This window comes from Qipengyuania rhodophyticola (assembly GCF_042493225.1).
Taxonomy (GTDB): domain Bacteria; phylum Pseudomonadota; class Alphaproteobacteria; order Sphingomonadales; family Sphingomonadaceae; genus Erythrobacter.
Genome location: NZ_CP170454.1, coordinates 792317 through 816274 on the forward strand (window position 1 = coordinate 792317; position 23958 = coordinate 816274).

Annotated in this window: 19 protein-coding genes and 1 tRNA gene; 5 read left to right on the top strand and 15 right to left on the bottom strand. The window is 59.1% G+C overall.

What is annotated here, in order from left to right; all coding sequences use genetic code 11:
* Nucleotides 1-7: 7 nt before the first annotated feature.
* From ACFCXQ_RS03775 to ACFCXQ_RS03795, 5 genes are all read right to left on the bottom strand, one after another.
* Nucleotides 8-1132, bottom strand: a complete 1125-nt coding sequence (locus ACFCXQ_RS03775) for an MlaA family lipoprotein (protein ID WP_379553230.1) — start codon at nucleotides 1130-1132, stop codon at nucleotides 8-10.
* Between the two features lie 131 nt (nucleotides 1133-1263).
* Complete coding sequence (locus ACFCXQ_RS03780) at nucleotides 1264-1782, bottom strand: FKBP-type peptidyl-prolyl cis-trans isomerase (protein ID WP_379553232.1); 519 nt, start codon at nucleotides 1780-1782, stop codon at nucleotides 1264-1266.
* 2 nt (nucleotides 1783-1784) lie between these two features.
* Nucleotides 1785-3086 carry an amidohydrolase family protein gene (locus tag ACFCXQ_RS03785; protein ID WP_379553234.1) on the bottom strand — a complete coding sequence of 434 codons (1302 nt, stop codon included), beginning with the start codon at nucleotides 3084-3086 and terminating at the stop codon, nucleotides 1785-1787.
* Nucleotides 3083-4495, bottom strand: a complete 1413-nt coding sequence (locus ACFCXQ_RS03790) for an amidohydrolase (protein WP_379554536.1) — start codon at nucleotides 4493-4495, stop codon at nucleotides 3083-3085. Before ACFCXQ_RS03790 ends, ACFCXQ_RS03785 begins: the two co-directional genes overlap by 4 nt.
* A gap of 43 nt (nucleotides 4496-4538) precedes the next feature.
* Nucleotides 4539-6188: a peptide MFS transporter gene (locus ACFCXQ_RS03795; RefSeq protein ID WP_379553235.1), complete on the bottom strand. Its 1650-nt coding sequence runs from the start codon at nucleotides 6186-6188 to the stop codon at nucleotides 4539-4541.
* 236 nt (nucleotides 6189-6424) lie between these two features.
* Here ACFCXQ_RS03795 and ACFCXQ_RS03800 point away from each other — a divergent pair, with 236 nt between their 5' ends.
* The 4 genes from ACFCXQ_RS03800 (at nucleotide 6425) to ACFCXQ_RS03815 (ending at nucleotide 8318) form a co-directional block, all read left to right on the top strand.
* Entirely contained in the window at nucleotides 6425-6766 is a 342-nt protein-coding gene (locus ACFCXQ_RS03800; protein WP_379553237.1) for a GntR family transcriptional regulator, read from the top strand.
* A gap of 192 nt (nucleotides 6767-6958) precedes the next feature.
* Nucleotides 6959-7237, top strand: a complete 279-nt coding sequence (locus ACFCXQ_RS03805; protein ID WP_379553239.1) for an integration host factor subunit beta — start codon at nucleotides 6959-6961, stop codon at nucleotides 7235-7237.
* 136 nt (nucleotides 7238-7373) lie between these two features.
* Nucleotides 7374-7460: transfer RNA gene (locus ACFCXQ_RS03810), tRNA-Leu, on the top strand.
* 210 nt (nucleotides 7461-7670) lie between these two features.
* Nucleotides 7671-8318, top strand: a complete 648-nt coding sequence (locus tag ACFCXQ_RS03815; RefSeq protein WP_379553241.1) for a PilZ domain-containing protein — start codon at nucleotides 7671-7673, stop codon at nucleotides 8316-8318.
* 31 nt (nucleotides 8319-8349) lie between these two features.
* Here ACFCXQ_RS03815 and msrB read toward each other — a convergent pair whose 3' ends face one another.
* The 4 genes from msrB to ACFCXQ_RS03835 all read right to left on the bottom strand — a co-directional run bounded on the left by msrB (nucleotide 8350) and on the right by ACFCXQ_RS03835 (nucleotide 12777).
* Nucleotides 8350-8847 carry a peptide-methionine (R)-S-oxide reductase MsrB gene (gene msrB, locus ACFCXQ_RS03820; RefSeq protein WP_379553243.1) on the bottom strand — a complete coding sequence of 166 codons (498 nt, stop codon included), beginning with the start codon at nucleotides 8845-8847 and terminating at the stop codon, nucleotides 8350-8352.
* Between the two features lie 176 nt (nucleotides 8848-9023).
* Nucleotides 9024-10361, bottom strand: a complete 1338-nt coding sequence (locus tag ACFCXQ_RS03825; RefSeq protein WP_379553245.1) for a cytochrome P450 — start codon at nucleotides 10359-10361, stop codon at nucleotides 9024-9026.
* A gap of 128 nt (nucleotides 10362-10489) precedes the next feature.
* Nucleotides 10490-11764 carry an ABC transporter permease gene (locus tag ACFCXQ_RS03830; RefSeq protein WP_379553247.1) on the bottom strand — a complete coding sequence of 425 codons (1275 nt, stop codon included), beginning with the start codon at nucleotides 11762-11764 and terminating at the stop codon, nucleotides 10490-10492.
* The gene (locus ACFCXQ_RS03835) at nucleotides 11761-12777 is read right to left on the bottom strand and encodes an ABC transporter ATP-binding protein (RefSeq protein ID WP_379553249.1); all 1017 of its coding nucleotides are present in this window, start codon (nucleotides 12775-12777) and stop codon (nucleotides 11761-11763) included. Before ACFCXQ_RS03835 ends, ACFCXQ_RS03830 begins: the two co-directional genes overlap by 4 nt.
* Nucleotides 12778-12878: 101 nt before the next feature.
* Between ACFCXQ_RS03835 and queG the strand changes: the two genes are divergently transcribed.
* Nucleotides 12879-13922: a tRNA epoxyqueuosine(34) reductase QueG gene (gene queG, locus ACFCXQ_RS03840; RefSeq protein WP_379553250.1), complete on the top strand. Its 1044-nt coding sequence runs from the start codon at nucleotides 12879-12881 to the stop codon at nucleotides 13920-13922.
* Here queG and ACFCXQ_RS03845 read toward each other — a convergent pair.
* From ACFCXQ_RS03845 to ACFCXQ_RS03870, 6 genes are all read right to left on the bottom strand, one after another.
* Nucleotides 13906-15144 carry an NAD(P)/FAD-dependent oxidoreductase gene (locus ACFCXQ_RS03845; RefSeq protein WP_379553252.1) on the bottom strand — a complete coding sequence of 413 codons (1239 nt, stop codon included), beginning with the start codon at nucleotides 15142-15144 and terminating at the stop codon, nucleotides 13906-13908. The two genes, queG and ACFCXQ_RS03845, sit on opposite strands and share 17 nt — an antisense overlap.
* A gap of 60 nt (nucleotides 15145-15204) precedes the next feature.
* Complete coding sequence (locus tag ACFCXQ_RS03850; protein WP_379553253.1) at nucleotides 15205-19971, bottom strand: NAD-glutamate dehydrogenase; 4767 nt, start codon at nucleotides 19969-19971, stop codon at nucleotides 15205-15207.
* A gap of 197 nt (nucleotides 19972-20168) precedes the next feature.
* Complete coding sequence (locus ACFCXQ_RS03855; RefSeq protein WP_379553255.1) at nucleotides 20169-21188, bottom strand: LLM class flavin-dependent oxidoreductase; 1020 nt, start codon at nucleotides 21186-21188, stop codon at nucleotides 20169-20171.
* Nucleotides 21185-22051: a tetratricopeptide repeat protein gene (locus ACFCXQ_RS03860; RefSeq protein WP_379553257.1), complete on the bottom strand. Its 867-nt coding sequence runs from the start codon at nucleotides 22049-22051 to the stop codon at nucleotides 21185-21187. Before ACFCXQ_RS03860 ends, ACFCXQ_RS03855 begins: the two co-directional genes overlap by 4 nt.
* Nucleotides 22052-22058: 7 nt before the next feature.
* The gene (locus tag ACFCXQ_RS03865) at nucleotides 22059-22814 is read right to left on the bottom strand and encodes an alpha/beta hydrolase (RefSeq protein ID WP_379553259.1); all 756 of its coding nucleotides are present in this window, start codon (nucleotides 22812-22814) and stop codon (nucleotides 22059-22061) included.
* Nucleotides 22815-22853: 39 nt separating this feature from the next.
* On the bottom strand, nucleotides 22854-23954 hold the full coding sequence (locus ACFCXQ_RS03870) for a M48 family metallopeptidase (protein WP_379553261.1): 1101 nt from the start codon (nucleotides 23952-23954) through the stop codon (nucleotides 22854-22856).
* Between the last annotated feature and the right edge of the window lie 4 nt (nucleotides 23955-23958).

The following is a 23958-nucleotide window of genomic DNA, read 5'->3' on the forward strand; positions in this document are numbered from 1 at the left end:
ACGCCAGCTATCGCTCGGGAGTTCCATAGTCGGACGGCAAGGGCTGAACGATTTCTTTGCTTACAAAGATAATGGCTGGCGGTTCTGCCGCAGGCTCGGCAATGCTCAGCTGCATCTCACTCGGAGTTTCGCCCGCAGTGATTGCGTTCGCGTTGACGCCACTGATTGCCGGAACCACAGCTGGATCGCTCTCTCCAAGGATGGCCTCGACGCTGCAATCGCGCGGGGCAGGCCGGTTCTTCAGCGCAGCAATGTCTGCCTCGCGCCGGCACAGATAAGTCTCGCGCACGGCATAATAAGGGTCGTCGCTGGCATTGATCTTCGCAATGCGTTCGTCAAATTCAATGCGATCTTCGAGCGAAGTGATGGTGTAGGCGGGGATGCCCAGTGCAGGCGAGGTAAAAATGCCACCGACCGCGGTCGGCAGCACTGCCTGATCAAGGGCGCCGCCAAGCGCATCGCGCAAGGTGGTCGGCCCAAGGAGTGGCACAACCAGAAACGGACCTGGGCCGACGCCGTAATAGCCAAGCGTGTTGGCGAACCCGTTTCTGCGGCGGGGGAGGTTGAAGGGCTCGCGCTTAGCAACATCGACCAGCCCGCCGATTCCAACGGTCGAGTTGATTGCAAACCGTCCAAGTGTTTCGAATGCCTTGCCAGGCTTGAGTTGCAGCATGAAATTCAGCGCATTGACCGGCTCAAGCAGGTTGCGAAAGAAGTTTCTGAGGCCGCTACGGATAGGCTTGGGTAGCCCTTCTTCATAAACTTCCGCCACCGGCTCAATGATCGCCGCATCGACTTCTTGCGACATTTCAAAAGCCGCTTCGTTCACCTCGACGAGCGGATCTTTCATCGGATCAGCCGCTTCTCCCGAAACGACAATTGTATCGCCGGTCTCGTGTTCCCCGTCCTCCGGCTGCGGCGCGCTCGACGGATCAATCGCTTGATCTAGATCCGCAGCCTCAGCGGTTGCGGGCGTGGTTGGTTGAACGGAATTCGCGCTGTTATCTCCGCTAGCTTGCGCGTCTTGAGCGACGGCCGCTGGCACGGGAGCTGCACTTTGAAATGCGATCTGCGGGGTAAAAATCGCCGCACTTGATGAAGCAAGCGCAGCAAATGCGAGCGAAACAGACATGTTATTCCTTCTGCGATCCCCAAGCGGACATTGCAGAAGGTTTTGATGAAGATCAAATTAAAGAAGCGTCCGCTGCGATCAGCTTATCGCTTCTATGTCTCCGCTCAGAGCCAAGTTCCTGCGCTGCGACGCTATTCGTCGCCGATAGTGATCAACTCTACCTTGAACAGCAAAGTCGCGCCGCCTGGAATAGGGCCGCGCCCTACCGGCCCATAAGCAAGGTCAGCGGGTATTGCGACTTCGATCGTATCGCCAGCGCTCATTTGCGGGATCGCGAGTTGCCATCCTCTGATCAGGCCGCCGAGCGGGAAGCTGGCAGGCTCGCCGCGTTGATAGGAGCTGTCGAAGACTTCGCCATCGAGAAAGCTGCCCTCATAGTGAACGGTGACTTGATCGCTGACCGCGGGCTTCGCGCCCGCGCCATAGGTGCTGGTCGGCGTGGCGACCCATCGCCAACGCAGGCCGCCATCAATCCAGCGCCAGCCATCCGCGGGTTTGAGGCCTGAGAGATAGGTTTGCTGCGCGCTAAGCCAGGCAAGGGATCCGGGACCAGTTGCCGGCTCGGCTGGCGCTTCGCTAGCCGCGTTATCTTGTGCGGCGGCTGCGCTGCTAAGCGCGAAAGCGCCCGCGAAAAGTATAGTTTTGATCATGCTCACCAGTCATATGCCTTTGGTAGGGCGGTTTCATCGAGATCACGGTAGCGTTCGCGTAGGCGGCTCTGATGGTTGCCGAGCGGTTGCTCTACGCCATCAATAAACACATTTGTCGGCGCGCTCGAGACTTCCAGCGGGTCACCATCCCAGATCACCAGATCGCCTGCCGCTCCGCGAGACAGAGTGCCAAATTTGCCCTTCATGCCCAGAATGTCAGCAGGAACAGAGGTGATCGCGGCGAGCGCTTGCCCCCAAGTTAGTCCTGACGCCCGCGGTATGCGTGTAAGCGCCACCAGATTGCCCGCGTGCTGCGCGAGCTGACGCGGCTGGCGCATGGAGGAGGCATCGATCGCCACTTTCACACCGGCACGGGTCATCCGGCCTATATTGCTTTGGGTCGAGGCCAATTGCTCGAAGCGCTCGGGCAAATCTTGCAAGCTGCTGGCAATCACCGGAATGCCGGAGGCGGCGATCTCAGATGCGAGGGTCCAGCCTTCGCTCGCTCCGGTTATCACGATGTCGAGGCGCGGAAATTCTCGTTTCAGCGCGATGACTTGGCGAATGTCCGAGGCCCGCTCGGCATGGACAAACAGCTTCTGCCGCCCGGCGATTACGGGGCCAAGCGCGGCGGCATCAACGCGGGTGAGTAGCGCCTCTTCGCCTTCCCAACGGCCTGCCGCGTAAGCGCTGGCTTCTGCGATAGCATTGCGGAGCGTAACATGGGTGGCAATCCGGCTGCCGCCGGCAATGCGCGCACCGCGCTCGCCGATCATCACGCCTTGGAAGGCGCGGGCCTGAGTTATGGGCTGAGCATCTGCACCGAGATCAATGACTGCGCCTTGGCCTGTGAAGATCGAATCCGTGGGCATACCAACAACCGCGGCGCGCGTGACGCCGCCTGCGCGGCTGATCGCCACATGCTGAGAGCCCGGGTTGATCGCAGGCGCGACATCAAGTGCCGGGCCGAACGGGCTGCTATCATTGATGCGGCTGTCATTGCTTTCGCTGACCGCGCCAACATCCCATAGGCCGAGATTGGTGACCGCTGCGACAATGCCGGGTGTTACCCAGGAGCCTTCAGGAACTTCCATGGTAATGGCGTCAGGCGTGGCAAGATTGGTCCCCACCGCGAGCACTTTACCATCGCGGATGATGACGGTTGCATTTTCGATTGGCTCACTGCCATCGCCAATCGCAAGCGTTACGCCTTGCAATGCGACATCTTGTGCCGCGACTGAGTTGGCAGATAGTGCAAGTGCAGTGGCGGCGCTCAAAGCGAGAGTATTGAGGAAGCGCTTCATTTCACGTCTCCTTCACCAGGCTGGCCGAGCTCAAAATCACTCACCGGACGGCGTTTCGCGTCCTGACTGTCGTACATCAGTGCCCCATCGATCCAGACCTTTTCTGGCCGCGCGTAGACGCTGAGCGGGTCGCTATTCCACAGCACCACATCGGCCATTTTGCCGGCCTCAAGACTACCGGTCATATCATCAATGCCCATCGCTTTCGCGGCATTCAATGTGATCCAACTGATCACCTCAGCATCGCTAATGTCGATGCCCATGCGTGCGCCAGCGGCCTGCGCTTTCGCGGCCTCTTGGTTGAGGCGCTGAATGTCCTGATCGCTATCGGAGTGAATGACTACGCAGGCGCCCGCTTGTTGGAGCAATGCAGCGTTTTCGAGGATGCCGTCATAGGCTTCCATCTTGAAGCCGTACCAATCGGCCCAGATTGCGCTGCACACGTCATTTTCGCGTAGCAGATCGCCGATCTTATAGCTCTCAACCGCGTGGTGGAAGGCGGTGACTTTGTAGCCAATCTCCTTGGCCATATCCATCACCAGCGCCATCTCATCTGCGCGGTAGCAGTGGTTGTGAACCAGAATGTCGCCATCGAGCACGCCGGCGAGTGTTTCTTTGCCGAGATCCCGCTTTTCGCGGTCACCCTCGGCATAGGCTTGCGCTTCAAACCAAGTCTGGCGATTGACTGCAAAATTGCCCATCCGTGTTGAAGGCTTGCGGCCGCGTCCGCCATAGACCCGTTTGGGGTTTTCACCGCAGGCCATTTTAAAGCCGTATGGCGCGCCGGGAAACTTCATGCCCTGTACCGTGCGGCTGGGCACGTTTTTGAGCGTGACCGAGCGTCCGCCCATGAGGTTTGCCGAGCCGGGCAGGATTTGTAAGCTTGTGATCCCGCCATTGGCGAGTGCACGGCTGAAACCGGGGTCTTGCGGCCAAACCGAATGCTCTGCCCAAACGTCAGGCGTGGTCGGCGCGGTTGCTTCATTGCCGTCATTATGCGCCTGGACCGATGGCGATGGGTAATCGCCAAGGTGGCTGTGAATGTCGATGATACCCGGAGTGACGAATTTGCCGCTTGCATCGATCCGGTCATAACCTTCGGTCGAAAGGCTCGCATCGCCTATGCCCTCAACTTTGCCATCACGGAAAAGCACGGTGCCGTTTTCGATAACGCCGCCGGTGCCATCGAAGACCGTTGCCCCGACCAATGCCGTTGGGCGGCCTGGATAGGCGCGATAGGTAGAGGCATATGGCGTGCCCCCATCCGCGCCACTTGGTGCTTTGGTCGTCGATGTGGTCGCAGCGGAGGCAGAGCGAGGCTCGCCCCCAGCGTCGGCGGCGGCACAGGCAGAGAGCGATAATGCTAGCAAGGGGGCCCCCAAACTAGCGATGAGGGAGCGTTGAAGCATAGTTTCGTCTTTCACCTTTGCTCTTTTCAAGTGCCGTATTTGCTTAGCGCGTTTCCGGACGGATGCCCGCAGCTTGCGGTTCACCAATTTCAGACTGACCGAGCAGATCATCACCGACATTGTCATCCTGCAATGTGTCGAGATGCATCAGTTTCTTGATGAGCGGGCTGATGACCATCACCGCAACGCCGATGCCGACGGCATACCAGCCAACGGTCGAGTAAACGTCGAGCACGACCTGCTTGCCAGCCTCTTCGCCCACGCCTTCCCCGCCAGTGGCGGCGGCGATCAGGCCAGCGGCAAAGTTGCCCGCAGCCGATGCGAAGAACCATGTGCCCATTATGAGCGAGGCCATATGCGCAGGGCTCAGGCGGTTCATGGCGCTAAGGCCAACAGGCGAGAGGCAAAGCTCACCGGTTGTGTGCAACAGGTAGATCAGGAAGATGAAGATCACCGGCGTTGGCACATTGATGCCCGCGCTTTCCGCGCCCCAGACCAGCACCAGGAAGCCCAGACCGACCTGAATGACTGCAAGGCCGAATTTCATTGGCGTCGAGGGCTCAATGCCTTTTGAGCCCATCCCCTGCCACAGCATCGCGAAGAGCGGTGCCAGCAAAACGATGTAAATCGCATTGATCGACTGGAACATCGAAGCGTTTACGCCCTGCGTGTCGACATGACGGTCCGTGAAGACGTTGAGCGAGGAACCGGCCTGCTCGAACAAGGCCCAGAACACGATCGAGACCATGATCAGGAACATCGCCGCGAAGATACGGTCGCGCTCTTCAGGTGCAAGCTTCACGACCGCCGTGAATAGGACGTAGAGAACCAGCCCTCCTCCGAATACTGCGAGAACGCCGCCGACCAGATCTTGGTATTGGATGGCGAGCCAGCACAAGCCGACCATGGCAAGGCCAGCGCCGTAGATGACAAATTCCTTGCCGCCCGCAATCTTCGCAGGGTCCTTGGGTTCGCCTTTTCCGAGCAGCAATGGCTTGCCGACAATGAAGAAGATCAGGCCAATGAGCATGCCGATACCGGCAAGGCCAAAGCCATATTCCCAGCCATATGTTTGGCCGAGATAGCCGCAGATGATCGATGCAGTCGCCGCGCCGACATTAATGCCCATATAGAAAATGGTGTAGGCTGGGTCTCGGCGTGTGTCGGTTCGCTCGTAAAGCTGACCAACGATGACCGAGATATTGGCTTTCAAGAAGCCCGAGCCGACAATGATCAGCGCTAGCGCCAGCCAGAATACATTGATCATTGGATCGGCCTGACCGCCGCCGCCTTCAAACGCCATGAAGAAGTGCCCGAAGGTGAGCAGAACCGCGCCAAAGAGGACTGCCTTGCGCTGACCGATAAATTGATCAGCCAGATAGCCCCCGACAACTGGCGCAATATAAACGAGCGCCGTGTAAGCACCGTAAATGACGTAGGCCTTCTCCTCAGCGAACATCCAGTGCTGGATCAAATAGAAGATCAGCAGCGCGCGCATCCCGTAATAGGAGAAACGCTCCCACATCTCAGCCATGAACAGGAGAAAAAGCCCCTTGGGGTGGCCGATGACTTCAGCTTGCGGCCGAGTGATCAGAAACAAACCGCCCAGCAGGAAGCCCGCCAGCGCGATCACCGCAACCCAGAATGTCCACATTTCAAATGCGGAATCAAATGTGAAAATAAACTCGTGCATGGTCCCGACGGCCCTCATTAATTAAGTCGAGCCGCGTCCCTCCCGGCCCCGTCCATGGGCGCGCACCCTAGCGCCCAAATCGAGCATGTGAAGCATAAGTTACCGCGAAGACAGAATTGCTTCGCCGCATTTTTGCATCATTTGAGCTGCTTTTCGGGAACCTTGCGCGCAGCGCTGTATTATGGCACTGTATCACCTTGGCGGGGAGAAGTATGCGCCAAAGTTGGGAAGCTATTATGAACAACCAGTCCAAGCCCGTTTATCTGAAGCTGCGCGATCTGATCGCGGCGGCAATTATCGAGGGGCGTTACGGCGAAGGTCAGATGTTGCCTTCGGTTCGCGCGCTCGCCTCGCAAGAGGGTGCGAACCCGCTAACCGTGGCCAAGGCGTATCAGCAGTTTCAGGCTGACGGGCTTGTCGCGGTGCAGCGCGGGGTGGGCATGTATGTGGTGAAAGGCGCTGCGGAACGTCTGAAATCAAGCGAGCGCGATCAATTCGTGCGCGAAGAATGGCCGGTAATTCGTGAGAAAATCCAGCGGCTGGGCTTGGCCGCGTCCGATCTGCTAGCCGAAGCATGACTGCGCGAGGCGGGCTGCTTCGGGAAGAAAGTAAACAATGCGATAACAACGTAAGCACATGACGCTTGCAGGATACGCAATGGTTTGGCAGACTACAGTTGTCGATGGGGTTGCATGCCAATTGGCGAAATACGCTAACTGGATTGTTTGCTGTGCGGCCACGCGTGACGTGGCCTCGTCTGGAGTGTGACTATGATACGTTCTGAACTTTTGACGGCGTTGTCCAAAGAGAACCCCGATCTGCGATCTGAAGAGGTGGAGCAGGTGGTGGACATCTTCTTTGATGAAATCGCTCATCGGCTGGCCGAAGGTGGCCGAGTAGAGCTGCGCGGCTTCGGTGCTTTTTCAACGCGCGAGCGGGAGGCTCGTAAGGGCCGCAATCCTCGCACTGGCGAATCGGTCGATGTGCCGTCCAAGCGCGTGCCCTATTTCCGGCCGGGCAAAGAAGTGCGCCGGATGCTCAACGACTGATTGAGGTCAGGGCGCTTGGGCCGGGGCGGAGCGCGTCCCTTGCTATCAAATTAAATCGCCAAGATATCTTGGCCCGTAAAGTTGATACGAGTGCGTTGCAGAGGCGGCTCGCTGTCGCTAGGCGCATTGGCGAATAGCGGGTGTGGCGGAATGGTAGACGCCGGGGACTTAAAATCCCCTGATCCTATAGATCGTGTGGGTTCGAGTCCCACCACCCGCACCATTCCTATAAATTTGCGAATTTTGCGCTGACTAATGGTCCGCGGCTACGGAGTCTTTGCTCGGGCCGCCAAAGGCCAACGTTCACTCGGCCGACATTTATACTTGTATTAACGGATGTAAATTACTTGTGATTCGGAGAAGTTGATCGGCGCAAAACACGAGGCACAAAGCCCTGCGCCAAATGCTCAAACTAGACCGGGGGGTCGCAACAATGCAGTCCAATGAGACAGCGATAGAAGCACAAGAGCACGCTCCTGATGAGCGGCGTGCGTCAAAGCGAAGTGCTTCGCTCATTCGAGCGGGCAAATTGGTGTCGGCTCGTGGAGAATTCGTGTGCACCATCCGCGATGCCTCGCAGGATGGCATCGCGCTCAAGATGTTCCACGAATTTCCGCAGTGCCCAGAGGTGGCGCTCGAGCTCCGCAATGGCGCAAGCTTTGAGCTGAAGCGGGTGCATGGTGAGGGTGATACCGCTGGTTTCGCATTTGCCGATGATATCGACGTGGTCAAACTGCTGGATGATAATTGGCATTATCCCAAACGCGGCGTGCGTCTGAATATCACTATGCCGATCAAATTGGAAACGCGGGATGGCACCGTGGTAGAGGCGTTTACCGACAATATATCTCAGCAAGGAGCAGGCATTGAGTGCCAAACAGCCTTTGCCGTGAACCAGCCGCTCATGCTGAGTAGCGATCACCTTGCAAAAATCCCGGCAAAGGTTCGCTGGTGCCGCGATGGCCAATATGGGCTGGTGTTCGACAACACCTTCTCATTGCGCGATTTCGCATTGCTTGGCGCGCGGCTGCAATGTCCTGGTCTTGTACCGGGCGAAGATCGGCTTGGCTGGGCGGCTTGATTGTATTGGTTCGGTTTTAGCCGCGAAAATCTTAAGCCGGAACAAAGTCCATTGCTACGCCATTGATGCAGTGGCGCTTGCCGGTCGGGCGCGGCCCATCGTCAAAAATATGCCCCAAATGACCGCCGCAATCTGCGCAATGCACCTCGGTGCGCGGGTAGCCGATTTTGTAATCTGTGCTGGTGCCGACCGCGCCATTATCAATCGCTTCCCAGAAACTGGGCCAGCCTGTGCGGCTGTCAAACTTCGTTTCTGATGAATAGAGCTTGTTGCCGCAGCCCGCGCAGACAAATGTGCCGGCGCGTTTTTCTTTGTCGAGCGGCGAGGTGAACGGGCGCTCCGTTCCTGCCTCACGCAGCACGTAAAACTCAGCCTTGGTCAGCTTTTTGCGCCAGCCCGCTTCACTGAGCTTTATCGGGAAGCTTTTCGCATTGGCTGGGCTCGACCCGCACGCCGCGAGTGCAGAAGCTGCGGCACCTGCGCCGAGCAAGCGCAACAATCCGCGGCGATTTTGAACGAAGCGTTCCATGATTTTATCCTTCTTTTCTACCTCTATATACGTTGATAGCGGCAAGAAGGTTTCACTTTACATCACCGGGCCGAACCGCCCGCTCCCTCCCCCCTTCCACCCGGAGCCTACCGGGATATCATCCGGGTGGAAGGGGGGAGGGAGCGGGCGGCTAGGTTACCAAAGAGCCGGAATATCTAAAACTCAGTAACTTCGACTTCCAGCTTGCGGAATCCATGGACGAAGTTAGCGCGAACCCGCTCTACATCGCCGGCCACGTGGACGCGCATGCGCCGCTTGTGCATTTCTTCAAGCAGCACACGCAACTGAAGCTCGGCCAGCCGCGCGCCAACACAGCGGTGAATGCCATAACCAAAAGCGATATGGCGCCGCGCATTCTCGCGGGTAATGTCGAGCTTGTGCGGGTCTTCAAACACGCTCTCTTCGCGGTTTGCCCCGAGATACCACAGCACGACCTTATCGCCCTTTTTGATAGTCTTGCCGAACACCTCTGTATCTTCGGTGCAGGTCCGGCGCATATGCGCCAGCGGCGTCTGGTAGCGCAGGCATTCCTGCACCGCATTGGGTATCAGATCGGGGTTCTCTTCAAACAGCTTGCGTTGGTCAGGGAACTTGTCGAGCGAATGGACAATCCCGCTCATCGTGTTGCGAGTGGTATCATTGCCGCCGACAATCAGCAGCACCAGATTGCCCATGAATTCCTCAGGGCTCATTTGGTTCATGGCTTCGGAGTGCAACATCATCGAGATGAGGTCATTGCCTGGCTCTTTGTCGTGCGTCCGCTCGATCCAAAGAGACTGAAAATAGGCTCCCATCTCGTGCAGGAACCCCCAGCGCATCTCGTCTAGTTCGCGCACCGATGCCAGCTCTGTGTCTCCCGACCAGTCGGACCAGAAGGTCAGCAGACCGCGATCTTCCCATGGGAAGCCGAACAGGATAGCCAGCATGCCGGTGGTCAGTTCGATCGAGACCTTATCGACCCAATCGAACACTTCGCCGCGCGGCAGCGTATCAAGGAGTTCGCCAGTACGGGCGCGGATCTCGACTTCCATATCGGTCATCGCGCTGGGCGTGAATTTCGGCGCTACCGTGCGGCGCTGCCCGGTATGCTGCGGACGGTCCATCGCAATGAACATTGGCAGCTCGCGGCGATCAACGCTGGTATCGGCCAGCTCCTCTTCGGTCAGCCGGTCAAGAATTGTAATGCCGCCATATTCCCAGCTCGAGGAGAATGTATCGGGAAGCGCTTCGATGTGCTGGATTGCCTTGTGACTAACAACTGCCCAGTAAGGGCCAAAGGGGCCGTCCGGGATGTAGTGCAGCGGTCCCGCTTCCTGCATTTCGGCAAAGATCGGCTGCCATGTATCGTTGAAATAGATGTCTGAGCGGCTCACATCCCATTTGTGCGGATGCTCCGGGCGCTGCTCAGGATGATTGGCGAAATGATCTTTAAGCGCCTGATAGGCGGTGGGTGATGTACGGCATTTGGGCCGCTCTTGGGCGATTGTCGCCATAAACTTCTCTCCCGACTCGTTTGGCTCATTGCGGCCAAATCCGATGTCTTGAGGAGGAGTATCCCGCCTTACTAACCGCAATGTCAATAGTGCGTTTCAAAAAAGGACTGACGTCCTTCGCACAATATTCATGAGCTTTGCGGCGCCCCGGCCTTTCCAGAAGCTGCGCCAAAGATGCCGCCAAGGCGCTTTTCCTTGCCCTTACGGCGTGCCGCCGGGCCTGATTTCATAACGCGGCGGCGGAACAGGGTGGCCCCTGCCTTGACGAAGAGCAGCACGCAGAACGCTTGCCAGACGATTGCGACCAGATGCGGCCAGACCTCGGGCGATTGCGCCGCGCGGGCAAGCATGGCGAAGGGTGAGCTTAGCGGGAATACGACGGCCACAAGCTCAAGTAGCGAGCCCGGATCAGTCATTGCAAAAGCCGCTAGGAAGAAGACTAGAAGCTGCATCATGGTGACCGGCATGGAGAGAGTTTGGACCTCGCGCACGGTCGTCGCCATGCCGCCAATGGTCAAGAAGAGCGAGCCCAGCAGCAAATAGCCAAAGGCGAAATAGACAACGCCCAGCAGCAAGAACACTGGCCAGCCCATCGCGGGTTCAGGCAATTGCGGCAGTGCCTCTCCGCCGAAGAAGATGATCAGCCCGCCGAAGAAACCCCAGACGGCAATGCCAACAAAGGACACGCCCAGCATGGCGATGAGCTTGCCGAGAAAGACCGAATCCATCGGGATCGCTGCGGCGAGAATCTCGATGATCTTATTAGCTTTTTCCTCGACCAGATTGGAGAGAACCATACCCGCCAGCAGCATCATCAGCAGGAACAGCAGGAGCTGGCCCGCTTGTGCAGTCTTGATCCGCTCCGAGCGATCAGTGGCTGCACTGCCAGCGACAGGCTCTGCTGCAACATCAGGAAAATCGGTTGGCGCTTCGCCTTTGGCGAAGGCTGCCATCATCGCCACTGCGCCTTCCCATGCAGCTATCTGTCCGGGGGTACCCGTGAGTATAGGTGCATCTAGCGTGCCGCTCACCACGCCTGCGTAGGCAGCGCCGGGTTCAGCCAATATGTCCGCAGGTGCTTTGCTGGTGTCTTCCGCCTCGCGCATGATGGGCAGGCCGGGCAGTCTCTCTTGCACTGCGAGCCGTGCGGCCATCATCGCATTATTGTCCTCTTGAGACATGGCCAGCGCGATTGTGTTGACCGTGGCCTCGCGCTGGACCTGACCGCCAATGCCGCCCGCGAGGCCGCCGACCAAAATCGGGAAGAGAGGGCCGAGCAGGAAAAAGAAAAATGCGCGGCTGAAGAGGATTGCGAGGAAGTCGCGCCGGGCAATGACCCAGGCGGCCTGCCACATGGAGAGGCGTGCATCATTGATTGGGGTGTTGCTGACAGAGTTGCTCATGCTGCGTCCTCCTCTGCGGCATTCTCTTCGAGCGCGCGTGCCGCTGCCTCGCCTGCAATCTCGACAAAGGCATCATGCAACCCGGCTCGCTCAATCGAGAGCGAGAGGATACCAGCCTCGCCTTCAATAAGGCGCTTGAGCAGCGCTTCAATACCCGCCTCAGGAACCGGGAAGTTCCAGAAATGCCCTCCGCCAGCTTTGTGATCGTGGCGCGCATCCGCCGGGAAAGCGGAGCGCCAGGGGCCGTCTTGCTGTGCGGTTTCAAGCCGCACTTGGGCAGGGATACGGTCGCGCGCCTCGTCTACTTGGCCCGCAAATGGCACTTTGCCGCCTGCGATAATGGCAATGCCTTCACACAGGCGTTCCGCATGAGCGATAACATGGGTGGAGAAGATCACAGTCGTGCCTTCCGCCGCCAGCTCGCGGATCATTACCTCGAGCTTGCCCTGATTGATCGCATCTAGGCCGCTGAATGGCTCATCAAAGACAACCAGTTTTGGCCGGTGAACTAGTGTGCCCAGCAATTGGACGGTTTGTGCCATGCCTTTGGAAAGTTGCCGGATTTGCCGGTCAATTGCATGAGAAAGCCCGTGCCGTTCGAGCAATTCGCGCCCGCGCTTTTTGCCTTCTTCCAGCGGAAGACCGCGCAGTGCGCCCATAAAGCCAATCGCCTCATCGCATTTCATCGCGGGATAAAGCCCGCGCTCCTCCGGCAGATACCCGATAAGCCGCGCGATATCATGCGGGCGATCATGGCCAAAGACGCGGCGAACCCCCTCATCGGGGTCAATAATGCCAAGCAGCATGCGCAAAGTGGTGGTCTTGCCCGCACCATTGGGGCCAAGAATGCCGTAAATTGCGCCCTGCGGCACGGAGATATCTACACCGTCCACCGCCAGCGTATCGTCGAAACGCTTGATCAGCCCGCGCGCTTCAATAGCAAGCGGCTGGTCTGATGATGTGGCGGTTTCGAGAGCGGCGGGCACTTCGTTGGCGACAATCTTGCTTTGCATGAGCATCCCTGCGGGTTAACCGTAATCCATGAACAGGAGCGGCAGCAAGTTTGGTTAACGAAAACGCCCCCAGTGTAAACAAAACGATCAGTGCTGAACGCTTGGCTACCCTCCAAACCGCCTTGCGGGAAGAGGCGCTTTCACTTGGCTTTGCTAGTGTTGGCTTTGCCGATCCTCGCGCCCATCCTGAGCGGGTTGAGCGGCTGGAAGCTTTCCTTGGCGATGGCCATCACGGCAGCATGGAGTGGATGGAGACGCGCAAGGACCAGCGCGCGTCCCCGCAAGGCCTATGGCCAGAGGCGCGCAGTGTGATTGCGCTGGGCATGAGCTATGCGCCTGAAGACGACCCTTTGGTGCTGGAGGGTGCGGGTGAGAAGGGCCGTATTTCGGTCTATGCGCGCGGGCGCGATTATCATGATGTAGTCAAGAAGGCGCTCAAGGCCTTGGCTCGCTGGATGATTGCGCAAGAGCCGGAGAGCCAGCTTAAAGTCTTCGTTGATACCGCGCCGGTCATGGAGAAGCCTTTGGGCGAGGCGGCTGGGCTCGGCTGGCAGGGGAAGCACACCAATCTGGTCAGCCGCGAGCATGGCAATTGGCTGTTTCTCGGCGCGATTTACTCGACCATTCCGTTTGTACCTGACGCGCCGCATGATGATCGCTGCGGGTCGTGCAATGCCTGCCAGACTGCCTGCCCGACTGATGCCTTTCCCTCCGCCTATCGGCTCGATGCGCGCCGGTGTCTGTCTTATTTGACGATTGAGCATAAGGGGCCTTGGGCGGAGGAGTTTCGCACTGCCATGGGCAACCGGATTTATGGCTGCGATGATTGCCTGGCGGTATGTCCGTGGAACAAGTTCGCCGATACCGCGCATACGCATGCGAAACTGGCTGCGCGTGATGACTTGGCCGCGCCTGATCTCGCTGAATTGCTAGTGCTGGACGATGCGGGGTTTCGGGCAAAGTTTTCAGGCTCGCCGATCAAGCGCATTGGCCGGGACAGGTTTGTGCGCAATTGCCTCTACGCCGCTGGTAACAGCGCCTCGCCCACTCTCATTACGCTGGTAGAGGGTTTGACCGAGGATCCCGATCCGGTCGTGGCTGATGCCGCCCGCTGGGCAAAAGCGCGGCTTACAGCATCTCTTTAAGCGGGGTTTCCGTGTCTGCCAGCAGCTCTGGCGATATTTCTGCGCGCGCTTCCACCAGCTTGCGCCCCTGGGCATAATCGCGTGTATTATTCACGCAATCGAGCGCGATCACTTGGCCTTCCTTGAGGTAAACGACCGAGAATTTTCGGTCCTCAGGGTTGCCGCGCAGCACCGTTTCATCATAGCCCAGTGACAAGCCAACCGTCTGCAACCGCAGATCATATTGGTTTGACCAGAACCATGGCACCGCGTTGTAAGGCTGTTTATCGCCCATGATGGAGCGGGCCGTGCACATCGCCATATCATTGGCGTTCTGCACCGATTCCAACCGGATCACCGCACCGTCCGCAAATGGGTTCGCATGCGCTGCGCAATCGCCAATCGCGTAAATATCATCCAGCGTGGTGCGGCAATAGGCATCGACATCGACCCCGTTCGCGCCAGAGGCACCCGCTGCAATTAGCGGACCGACGCTCGGGACAATGCCGATCCCCACGATCAGCAAATCGCAAGGAATTTCCTCGCCCGTGTCGGTCACGACGGCCGATACTGTGCCGTCCGCTCCTTCGATCTTTTCAACCGCAGTGCTCAAGCGAATATCGACACCGTTTTGCGTGTGCTCGCTCTGATAGAACTCCGACAATTGCGGCCCAGCAACGCGATTTAGAACGCGGTCCAGCGATTCGATGACCGTGACCGCGCAGCCTAGCTTGCGCAGCACAGCTGCCGCTTCGAGGCCAATATATCCGCCGCCGATCACAACGGCTTTTTTGGCGCCTGCGGCGAGTTCTGCCTTTAGCCGGTCGACATCGGCCTTGGTCCGCACCGAATGGATCCCGTCCAATTCCGTGCCGGGACAAGGCAGCCGTCGGGCAACGCCGCCGCCCGCCCAAATCAGCTTGCGATAGCCAATCCGGCTCTCGTCATCGAGCACCACTTCGTGGCCCATCCAGTCAATCTCAGCGACGCTGACGCCTAATTTGAGAGTGACGTCGCGCTCTGCCCAGAAATCCGCAGGCCGGATCAGCATTTTTTCAAACGGCTTGTCGCCAGCGAGATAATCCTTGGATAGCGGAGGGCGCTCATACGGCGGCTCCTGCTCTCGGCTCAGGATCAGGATCGACTCTTCATTACCGGCTTGGCGCAGTCCTATCGCGGCCTGTGCACCGGCATGGCCTGAGCCGACGATGATAATGTCTGCTTTGTCCAAAGACGTGTCCATAGGCCGGGGGCTTTGCCGCAAACGCCAGCCGGGTCAAGACCGGCGACGGCTTCGGGCCGCCTAACGGGTCAGCAGATTGCGCGCCATGCTGGCGATCTGCGCAAGCATCGCAGGGGCCGGTGTCCCGTGGGTTTGTGCCCGTGCGATCATCGCTTGGAATTGCGCAACAGAGGCTGCGTTTCGCTGCGCCCATCGCTCCACTGACGCCACCATATCGCCCTTGGCGTCTTTGCGCCGCGACAAGCGCCGCACCAGCTCAAGCCGCATTTGCTGGAAGTCGCGCGCCAGCCCGTCGACCAGCAAACGCTCCCATACATCGGACGGGCTCATCATCGCTGCGGTGCTTTGCGCCCAATCGAGGCCCAACTGCTCGCCAACTGCTGTGAATGCGCAGGTGAGCTGCTTGGTATCGAGGCCAGTGTCACTCGCAAGAATGGCAAGGCCGACCGAACCATCCAGCTCAAACAAATGCGTGACCCGCGCGGCCATATCAGCAGGTGCGCCTGCGTCAGTTAGACTTTTGGACAGCACATGGGATTGCTGGCGTGTTTGCTGTGACAAAAGCTCGCCAGTTGCCTTGGTCAGCACGGCTGCGGCCTTGCCAAGCCGTTCAATCAGCTCGCCCGGCGCGACATTTCCGCCGGTGGAGCGTAGCACGTCGGACATAAGATTGCCCGTCGCCGCGGCCACGCGGTCGAGCAGCAGCAACCGTGCTTTTTCGGGCATTTTTGCCCGCTCAAGCGCTTCCCACAGCGCGGTAATGTCGAACAGCGCCTCTGCTGTTACAAAAGCAGCGGCCACTTGCGCGAGATCAACGCCTTCTTCCTCGGCCAGCTCAAAGGGGTGAATGATGCCTAGGCGGTTGATGATGGTATTAGCAAGTTTGGTTGCGGTAATTTCGCGCCGCAAACGGTGGCTATGGATCTGCGCCTTGAACTTGCTCTGCATCGGGCGCGGGAAAGCTTGGATGAGCATCGGTGTAAGCGAAGGATCATCGGGCAATGGACTTGCCTCGATCGCATCTTGCAAAGCGAGCTTGGCCGAAGACAAGAGCACAGCAAGTTCTGGCCGGGTCAGCCCTTGGCCATCGGCGGCGCGGCGCAATAGCACTTGATCATCCGCGAGGCCCTCTGTCTGCCGGTCCAGATCGCCCGAACCCTCAAGCGTACCAATCAAATGCACATGTGAGGCCATGGATCGCGGCCCGCCGAGCTCTGCGGTGGAGAGCGCGAGAGCTTGTAGGCGGTTGTCGTCCAGCACTAGGGCGGCGACCTCGTCGGTCATCTCTTCAAGAAGGCGATTGCGCCGTGCATCAGTGAGGCGTCCGGCCCGCCGTGCCGCCGCAAGCGCGATCTTGATATTCACTTCATTGTCGGAGCAATCGACGCCAGCGGAATTGTCGATAAAGTCCGTATTGATGCGCCCGCCGGCAAGCGCAAAGGCAATCCGCCCGGCTTGCGTCGCGCCCAGATTAGCGCCTTCGCCAACCACTTTGGCGCGCACTTCCGCCGCATTGACCCGCACCGGATCATTGGCGGGGTCACCGACTTCTGCATGACTTTCATGCGCGGCCTTGATGTACGTTCCGATGCCGCCAAACCAGATGAGGTCCACTGGCGAACGCATGATCGCGGAGATCAGCGTTTCCGGCTCAATCACCTTTTGCTCGATGCCGAGCGCGGTCTGCGCCGCCTTGGACAGAGTGATGCTTTTCGCATCGCGGGCGAAAACGCCGCCGCCTTTGGAGATTAGCTTGGGATCGTAATCTTCCCAGCTTGAGCGGGACAGATTGAAAAGGCGGCTCCGCTCTTTCCAGCTCTTTGCAGGGTCCGGCGCGGGGTCGATAAAGATGTGGCGGTGGTCAAAGGCGGCGACCAGCTTGATTGCCTTGGATAGCAACATGCCATTGCCGAAAACATCGCCGGACATATCGCCGCAGCCCACGACTTGCACTGGGTCTTTCTGAACGTCGACGCCCATTTCGAGGAAATGCCGCTGGACCGAAACCCACGCGCCGCGCGCAGTGATGCCCATCGCCTTATGGTCATATCCGTTGGAGCCGCCGCTGGCGAAGGCATCATCGAGCCAGAAGCCGCGGCTCTCCGCGATGCCATTGGCCACATCAGAGAAACGCGCGGTGCCCTTGTCAGCTGCGACCACAAAATAGGGGTCTTCCCCATCATGGATTACCACGCTGTCCGGGTGGACAACGGCATCTTCAATGATGTTGTCCGTTACCGAGAGCAGCGTACGAATGAATACCTCATAGCTGGCCTGCCCCTCGGCGGCCCAACCATCGCGGTCCTGCGCGGGGTCGGGCAATTGCTTGGGGTAAAATCCGCCTTTCGCGCCTGTTGGCACGATGACCGCGTTTTTGACGCGCTGTGCTTTCATCAGGCCCAGAATCTCGGTGCGGAAATCATCGCGCCGGTCTGACCATCTCAGGCCCCCGCGAGCGATTGCGCCGGTGCGCAAGTGAATGCCCTCGACGCGGCGGGAATAGACGAAAATCTCGCGCCACGGCACTGGCTTTGGCAGACCGGGAACGAGGCTAGAATCGATTTTGAGTGCGAGTGCTTCCTTGGCAGCGGGGGCAAATGCGTTGGTCCGCAAGACTGCATCTATCAAAGCCTGATACAGCCGCAGCAAGCGGTCATCATTAATCGCCTTCACATGAACCAGCGCGCGCTTAATTGCGGCGCGTGCCGCCTCTGCCGCCTGCCCGCGCCCTTTACCGACTTGCGGATCATGCTGAGTACGGAACAAGGTCACGAGCGCGCGGGTAATGTCTGGCGCGCCGCTGAGCGCATCGACCACGGTGTAAATGGTGAAGCCCATGCCGGCCTGCCGCAAATAGCGGTAAAATGCGCGCAGCCAGCCAGCTTCGGTCGCGTCAAGCGCGGCCTCTGGCACGAGCCGGTTGAACACGTCATTTTCCGCCTCGCCATTCACAACTGCCGCGATGGCGCCTTCGATGGTCGGAGCCCGGGCGAGCACATCGTCAATCTTAAGATTATCGCCGAGCTTCAGGTGAAAATCGTGAATGGTGCCGAGCCTTCCATCATCGAGAAGCGTGGGCACTTCAGATTCTACGTGGAAACCAAAATTCTCGAGCGTCGGAACCGCATCAGAGAGCGGCAGGCTGCCTTCGGCCTGATAGAGCTTGAGGCTCAGAGCATCCTGCCCCCCACGCCGCGTGCGGCACAGGCGGGCATCGCGCTGGCAGGCGTTTTCGGTGTCGGCATGTTGGCCAAGCGTGCGTAGCCGGGCAATATCAAGCGCGGCTTCCTTTGCGCCATATTCACTGCGGTAGCTGGTAGGAAATGCCTCGGACCAACGCAGCGCAAGTGCGGCAGCGCGCCCTGCGGTTTCCGTTTCGCTTAGCTCGGCTTCAACCGCATCGGTCCAGCCACGCAGCATGGCCTGAAGCTTGCGATCAATCGCGGCTTCATCAGGCGCTGTATCACCATCGCGAATGTCAAGCACGAAGCGCAGCATAGCCAGATTGCCGCCCTCAACCTCTAGGCTCCAATCGAGCATGGTCGCCTGAGCGCTGTCCTCAAGCAGGGCCTGAATTTGCAAGCGCACTTCCGTCGCGAGCATGTCGCGCGGAAGCCAGACAAAAGCGAACAGATGGCGCGCCAGCGGCGCCTCGACCAAAGCGAGACGCGGGCGGGGCCGGTCCACCAGACCCATAACCGTAGTGGCCACCCGCTCAACATCGCTGTCTGAAAAGCCGACCAGCAGATCATGAGGCAGCGCGGTGAGGGCATGGACAAGCGCTTTGCCCGCATGGCCGCCCACATCAAAATCAAGCCGCCGCATGATGTGATCAAGCTGCTTTCTGAGCTTGGGAACGTCGCGCGGCGGGGCAGCTAAAGCTGCACTGGTCCACACGCCAGCATGCACCGAAAGCGCGGTGACTTTGCCGCTTTTTAGACCTTTTTCCCGCACAGGGAGCATGAACACATCAAGCGGAACGCGCCGGTGAACCAATGCCTGGTGATTGGCCTTGATGATCAGCGGCGCGGAAGACTTCTTGCCTTTCCCGTTACCCTGACCACGCTCGAACCAGTCAAATGCGCGGGCGTAGGATTCGTCAGACAGCAGCGTCGCTGCGCTCTTGCGGCAAATTCCCAATGCCCCATCTTGATTGCCATCGCGGTGGCGCGTGACGTGGCCCAATTGGGTTAGCATGCCGTCATTGAGCCATTCTAGAAGCTCTGCACTTTCTGGCTCGCTTGCGCCGATCGCCTTGGCATCAGCGACCATCTTCTTTTGAACCTTGGGCCAGTCAGAAACCGCTGCACGAACATCGGCCAGCGTTTCGCGCAAGGCTTTGAGCAATTTGCGGCGGTGGCGCGCATCGACCCGGTTGGTCTCGATGTAGATTATGGACTCGGTCTGTGCGCCAGCTTTTGCGGCAGGCGCGAGGTCGGTCAGCTCACCTGCATCATTGCGGGTTGCAGCCACAACCGGATGGACGAGCCGGTCAATCGAAAGGCCCATCGCAGCGACAGTGGCACTGGTCGAATCGACCAGAAATGGCATGTCATCATTGACAATCGCAATGCGCATCATGCGCCGCTCACCGGTGATCGATTCAAGCGCAATGGCAGAGCGGTTTTTGGCCCGCTTGGCGCCTGCTTTCAGGGCAAACTCTGCGGCTTGGGTCGCATCCTTGACCGCAAAGGGAGGGTCGCCCGGCAAAAGCGATTCGACCATCATTTTTGCTAGAGATTTGCTAAATGGTTTCGCCGGCTTTGATGATGCCGTTTTCTTCGCAGGCTGCTTAGTAGCTGCCCGTTTTGCAGGTTTTGACCCCATATGGCCCTCTCATTTGGCGCGCTGCTAAATGAAGTGCGCCGCCATCTCAGGATGACGCGAAAAACGTCGCTCTCTCTTCATTGCCACTAGGCCTGTCAGGACCCTACGGCAAGCTCTGTGAATGGCCTCTTCTCATGCCTAAAACGTATGGGGTTTCATGTGCCTAAAGAGCAGCCGGATGTTTTCACCTAAAGGTACTAATGCATAGCGGCTGGCTCGGCTTCTTGCTCGGCCTGCCGAGTCATCTGGGCCATTAGGGCTTTGATTGAGCGACTGCGGCCTGACGGATCAAAAGTTGATCCGCCAAAAATGATCTCGTCCGCGCCGGTTCGCTCGATAAAAGCGCGCACGCTTTGCGCGGCCTGCTCGGCAGTGCCGATAGCGCTGGCCTGACTGATATGCTCGAGCATGGCACGATCGGGCGTTGGCAAGGATGCGCGGTAGTTCTCGATTGGCGCAGGCAGCTTGCCGGGCATGCCTGTGCGCAGCCGGATGAAGGCCTGCAATTGCGAGCTTGCGAGATATTCGGCCTCTTCTTCGCTACCGCCGATGAACAGATTCATCGCGGCCATGACATGGGGTTTTGAGAGGGCTGCGGACGGCTGAAACTCGCGGCGATAGAGCTCTAGCGCGCCGTCCAGATGATCCGGCGCAAAATGACTTGCGAACGCATAAGGTAGGCCCAGCTTCGCCGCCAGCTGAGCGCCGAACAAGCTAGAGCCGAGCATCCACATTTCAAGGTCAGCGCCGTGGCCGGGTGTCGCTTTGATGGGCAGGTCAATGTCGCCGGTGATCAGCGTGCGCAGCTCAGCCACATCCTGCGGAAACATTTCAGCCGCGCGGTGCAAATCCTTACGCAGAGCGCGTTGTAGCTCAGGCCCTGCGCCCGGTGCGCGGCCTAGCCCCAAATCAACGCGCCCGGGAAAGAGCGCGGCGAGCGTGCCGAATTGCTCAGCAATCTGAAACGGCGTGTGATTGGGCAGCATGATGCCGCCTGATCCAATGCGAATAGTGCTGGTGGCATTGCCGATATGCGCGAGGACCACCGAAGTCGCGCCGCCAGCGATTCCCTCCATCGTGTGATGCTCTGCCACCCAATACCGCGCGCAGCCTGCCTGTTCGGCGGCGATGGCTAAATCGCGCGCAGCGTCAAAGGCTTCTTCCAGGGTGCCGCCCTCGCGCACCGGGACAAGATCAAGGACGGAAAACTGAGTCATTGCGCGCCCTCTTCTCCGCTGCTGGCGACGGGCGGCGCTAGCTGTTCCAGATATGAGCGTGCGCGTGGTGCCTCGTTGCCATCAGGGGCGAGGCTAAGCACGGTTTCAAAATTGCGGCGTGCATCCTGCATGCGGCCAGAAAGTGCGGCGATCACGCCAGCTTCGAGCGCAATTGCCGGATCATCAGGGCTAAGCTCCGCGGCGTAAGCAATGTGCTCCTGCGCTTCGACGAGTCGATCGAGTCGCCGTGCAAGCGTGGCTGACAAGAGCCAAGCGCGGGTGTTGGACGGGTCGAGCGTCCGGGCTGTGTTAAGGGCGGTTGCCGCCTCATCGGGGCGACGCAGCGCCACCAGCGCGCGCGCGTGATCTACTGAGAGGCCTGCTGTTAGACCCGCATCGGCGGCGCGCTGCGCATCTTCAACAGCGCCAGCGAAATATCGCTCAGCGCTTGCCCCATCTCCGCTTACCAATGCGGCATTGCCCGCCATACCGCCCAGCCTTGCGCGGTATGCCGGATTATCCTCGCGGGCCTCGCCCAAGGCAGTCGCAAAACTTGCTTGCGCTTCGCCAAAGCGGCCCGCGCGGATATGCGAAAAGCCAAGACAATGGGTGGCTTGCGCTGCATCATCTGCGCCCGCAGTCTCGCGCCAATTGCGCGCAAATTCGGTTCCGCGTCTCTCGCTTTCGGCGACCAGGGAGAGGCATTCGGCAAGGCGGGAACGCTGCGTCTCGTCTGCTTCCTGCTGACGCTCGGCATTGCGCCGACGCTGTTCGAGTAGCTCCTCGGGCACACTGGGCGGCGCGCCCAGCGCGGGGTTGGGCCCTACTTGGGCAAACAGGAGAAAGGCGAAGGTCAGTGACATGAACGATCTAGTCCGTAGGCAAATTGGCGACGGCACGCATCAGGAGAGCAATGTCTTCCTCGCGCGACAAGCGATGATCGCCGTCTTTTACAAGGGTCACCTGTACGCTCTCCGAACGCAGGGCCTTGGCAAGCTTGAGACTTATATCCCATGGGACATCCTCGTCTTGCTGGCCATGAAGCAAATGTACCGGGCAGGTGATATCAATCGCCCGATCCAGTTTCAGCTGCGCCTCAGCATCTTTGAAAAAGCGCGCATAGGTTGGCGTTGGCTCGGGGCCATAGGGATTGTCTTCGAATACTGTCTCACCGCGAGCCAGCTGCGCGCGCTGCGTCTCATCATAGCCCCAAAGCGTAAAGTCTGGCGCAGCAGCAATGCCGATCATTCCTGCAAGCTGATCGCCAAGCGCCTCGCCCACCAGCAGCATGAGCCACCCGCCCATGGAGGAGCCTATTACGACCACGGGCCCGCTCACTTTTGCTTCGATCAGCGCGCAAACCTCATTGCGCCAGCGCGACAGGGAGCCATCGGCAAAATCGCCATCGCTTTGCCCGCAGCCTGAATAGTCCAGCAATAGGCAGGCTCGCCCATTTGCGCGCGCCCACTCAAACAGAGCAGTCGCTTTGCCGCCCGCCATGTCGGACATATAACCGGGCAGAAAGACCAGCGTCGGGCCGCCACCTTGGTGCATGCGATATGCGATACGTTTGGCATCGCCCTCTGATGAAGGCGGCATATCGAAAAACTGCGGGGCGTCACTCATCCAAGCGTATTCAACCGCTCGCTTCCAGAAATCAAGCGATCAGAAGAACTCAAATTCCTCAACATCGGGGTCTTCGGCGCACATGGTCTTAAGCGCTTCGAACTCATCCTCTGTGAGGACCGGCGGGTAGGTTTTGCCCTCTTCGGCTGCCTCGCGGAACGCCAGCGCGCGTTCACCGGGCGCCGGGTGGCTGGCCATCCATCCGCTTACCGCGTTTTCTTCGCGGCTCGTATCTCCGGCATCATCACCGCCCGCTTCGCCCGAAATGCGCTCAAAGAATGCCGCTGCGCCAAGCGGGGAGATGTCGCTTTCTTCCATCCGTGCGCGGGCAAAGGTATCGGCTTCGCGTTCTGCCTCGCGCGAATAGCCCAGACTGGCCAGTCCGAACAATGTGTCACCCAGGCCAGTGTTCGCGCCTGAAAGCAAGATCGACATGCCAAATTGGCGCAGCATTGCGGTCATCACATGGCGCTCGCGAACATGGCCCACTTCATGCGCCAGCACGCCTGCCAATTCTGCGGGGCTTTCCGCCTGCTGGATCAAACCATCGAACAGCAAAACCTGTGCGCCAGGCAGGGCCACAGCATTGACCATATCGATATTGGCGACCCCTGCGCGCACTTGTTCTTCAGCCGGATCAACCGCATCCAGCATTTTGGCAAGCGCTGCATCGCCCGCAGGCGTCGAGCACAAGCGGTTACCGAAATCGCCAATCATTGCTTCGCCAATTTGCCGCTCCCAGCTTGGCGGAATGCGCGGTCCAAGCCAGCTCGGAGCGGTCATAAACAGCGCCACCGCCGCGACGCTGACAACCGTAAAGGCGGCCGCCGCCGGGCCTAGGCCGATCCGGTCAACCCAGCGGCCGTACTTTGCCTTTTCTGGCAGATGCCGAGCTAGACCCGGCGGCATATCGTTAGGCAAACGCAGGCGAAAATCGGGCAGGGTTTCGCGGGTATAGACCAGCTCATCGCGCAGGCTTTCGGCAAAACGCAGATCGTCCAGCGGAACCTGACTTACTGGCTGGCCGGGCTCGGAAAGCACCAGCAACCCCGCCGGGTCCCAATGAGCTGTGCCCTCATGCCGCACAGCCGTCTGCCCGTCATACCAGACGGCCGAGGTTTCGAATGAAGTGTCGCTCATAAGG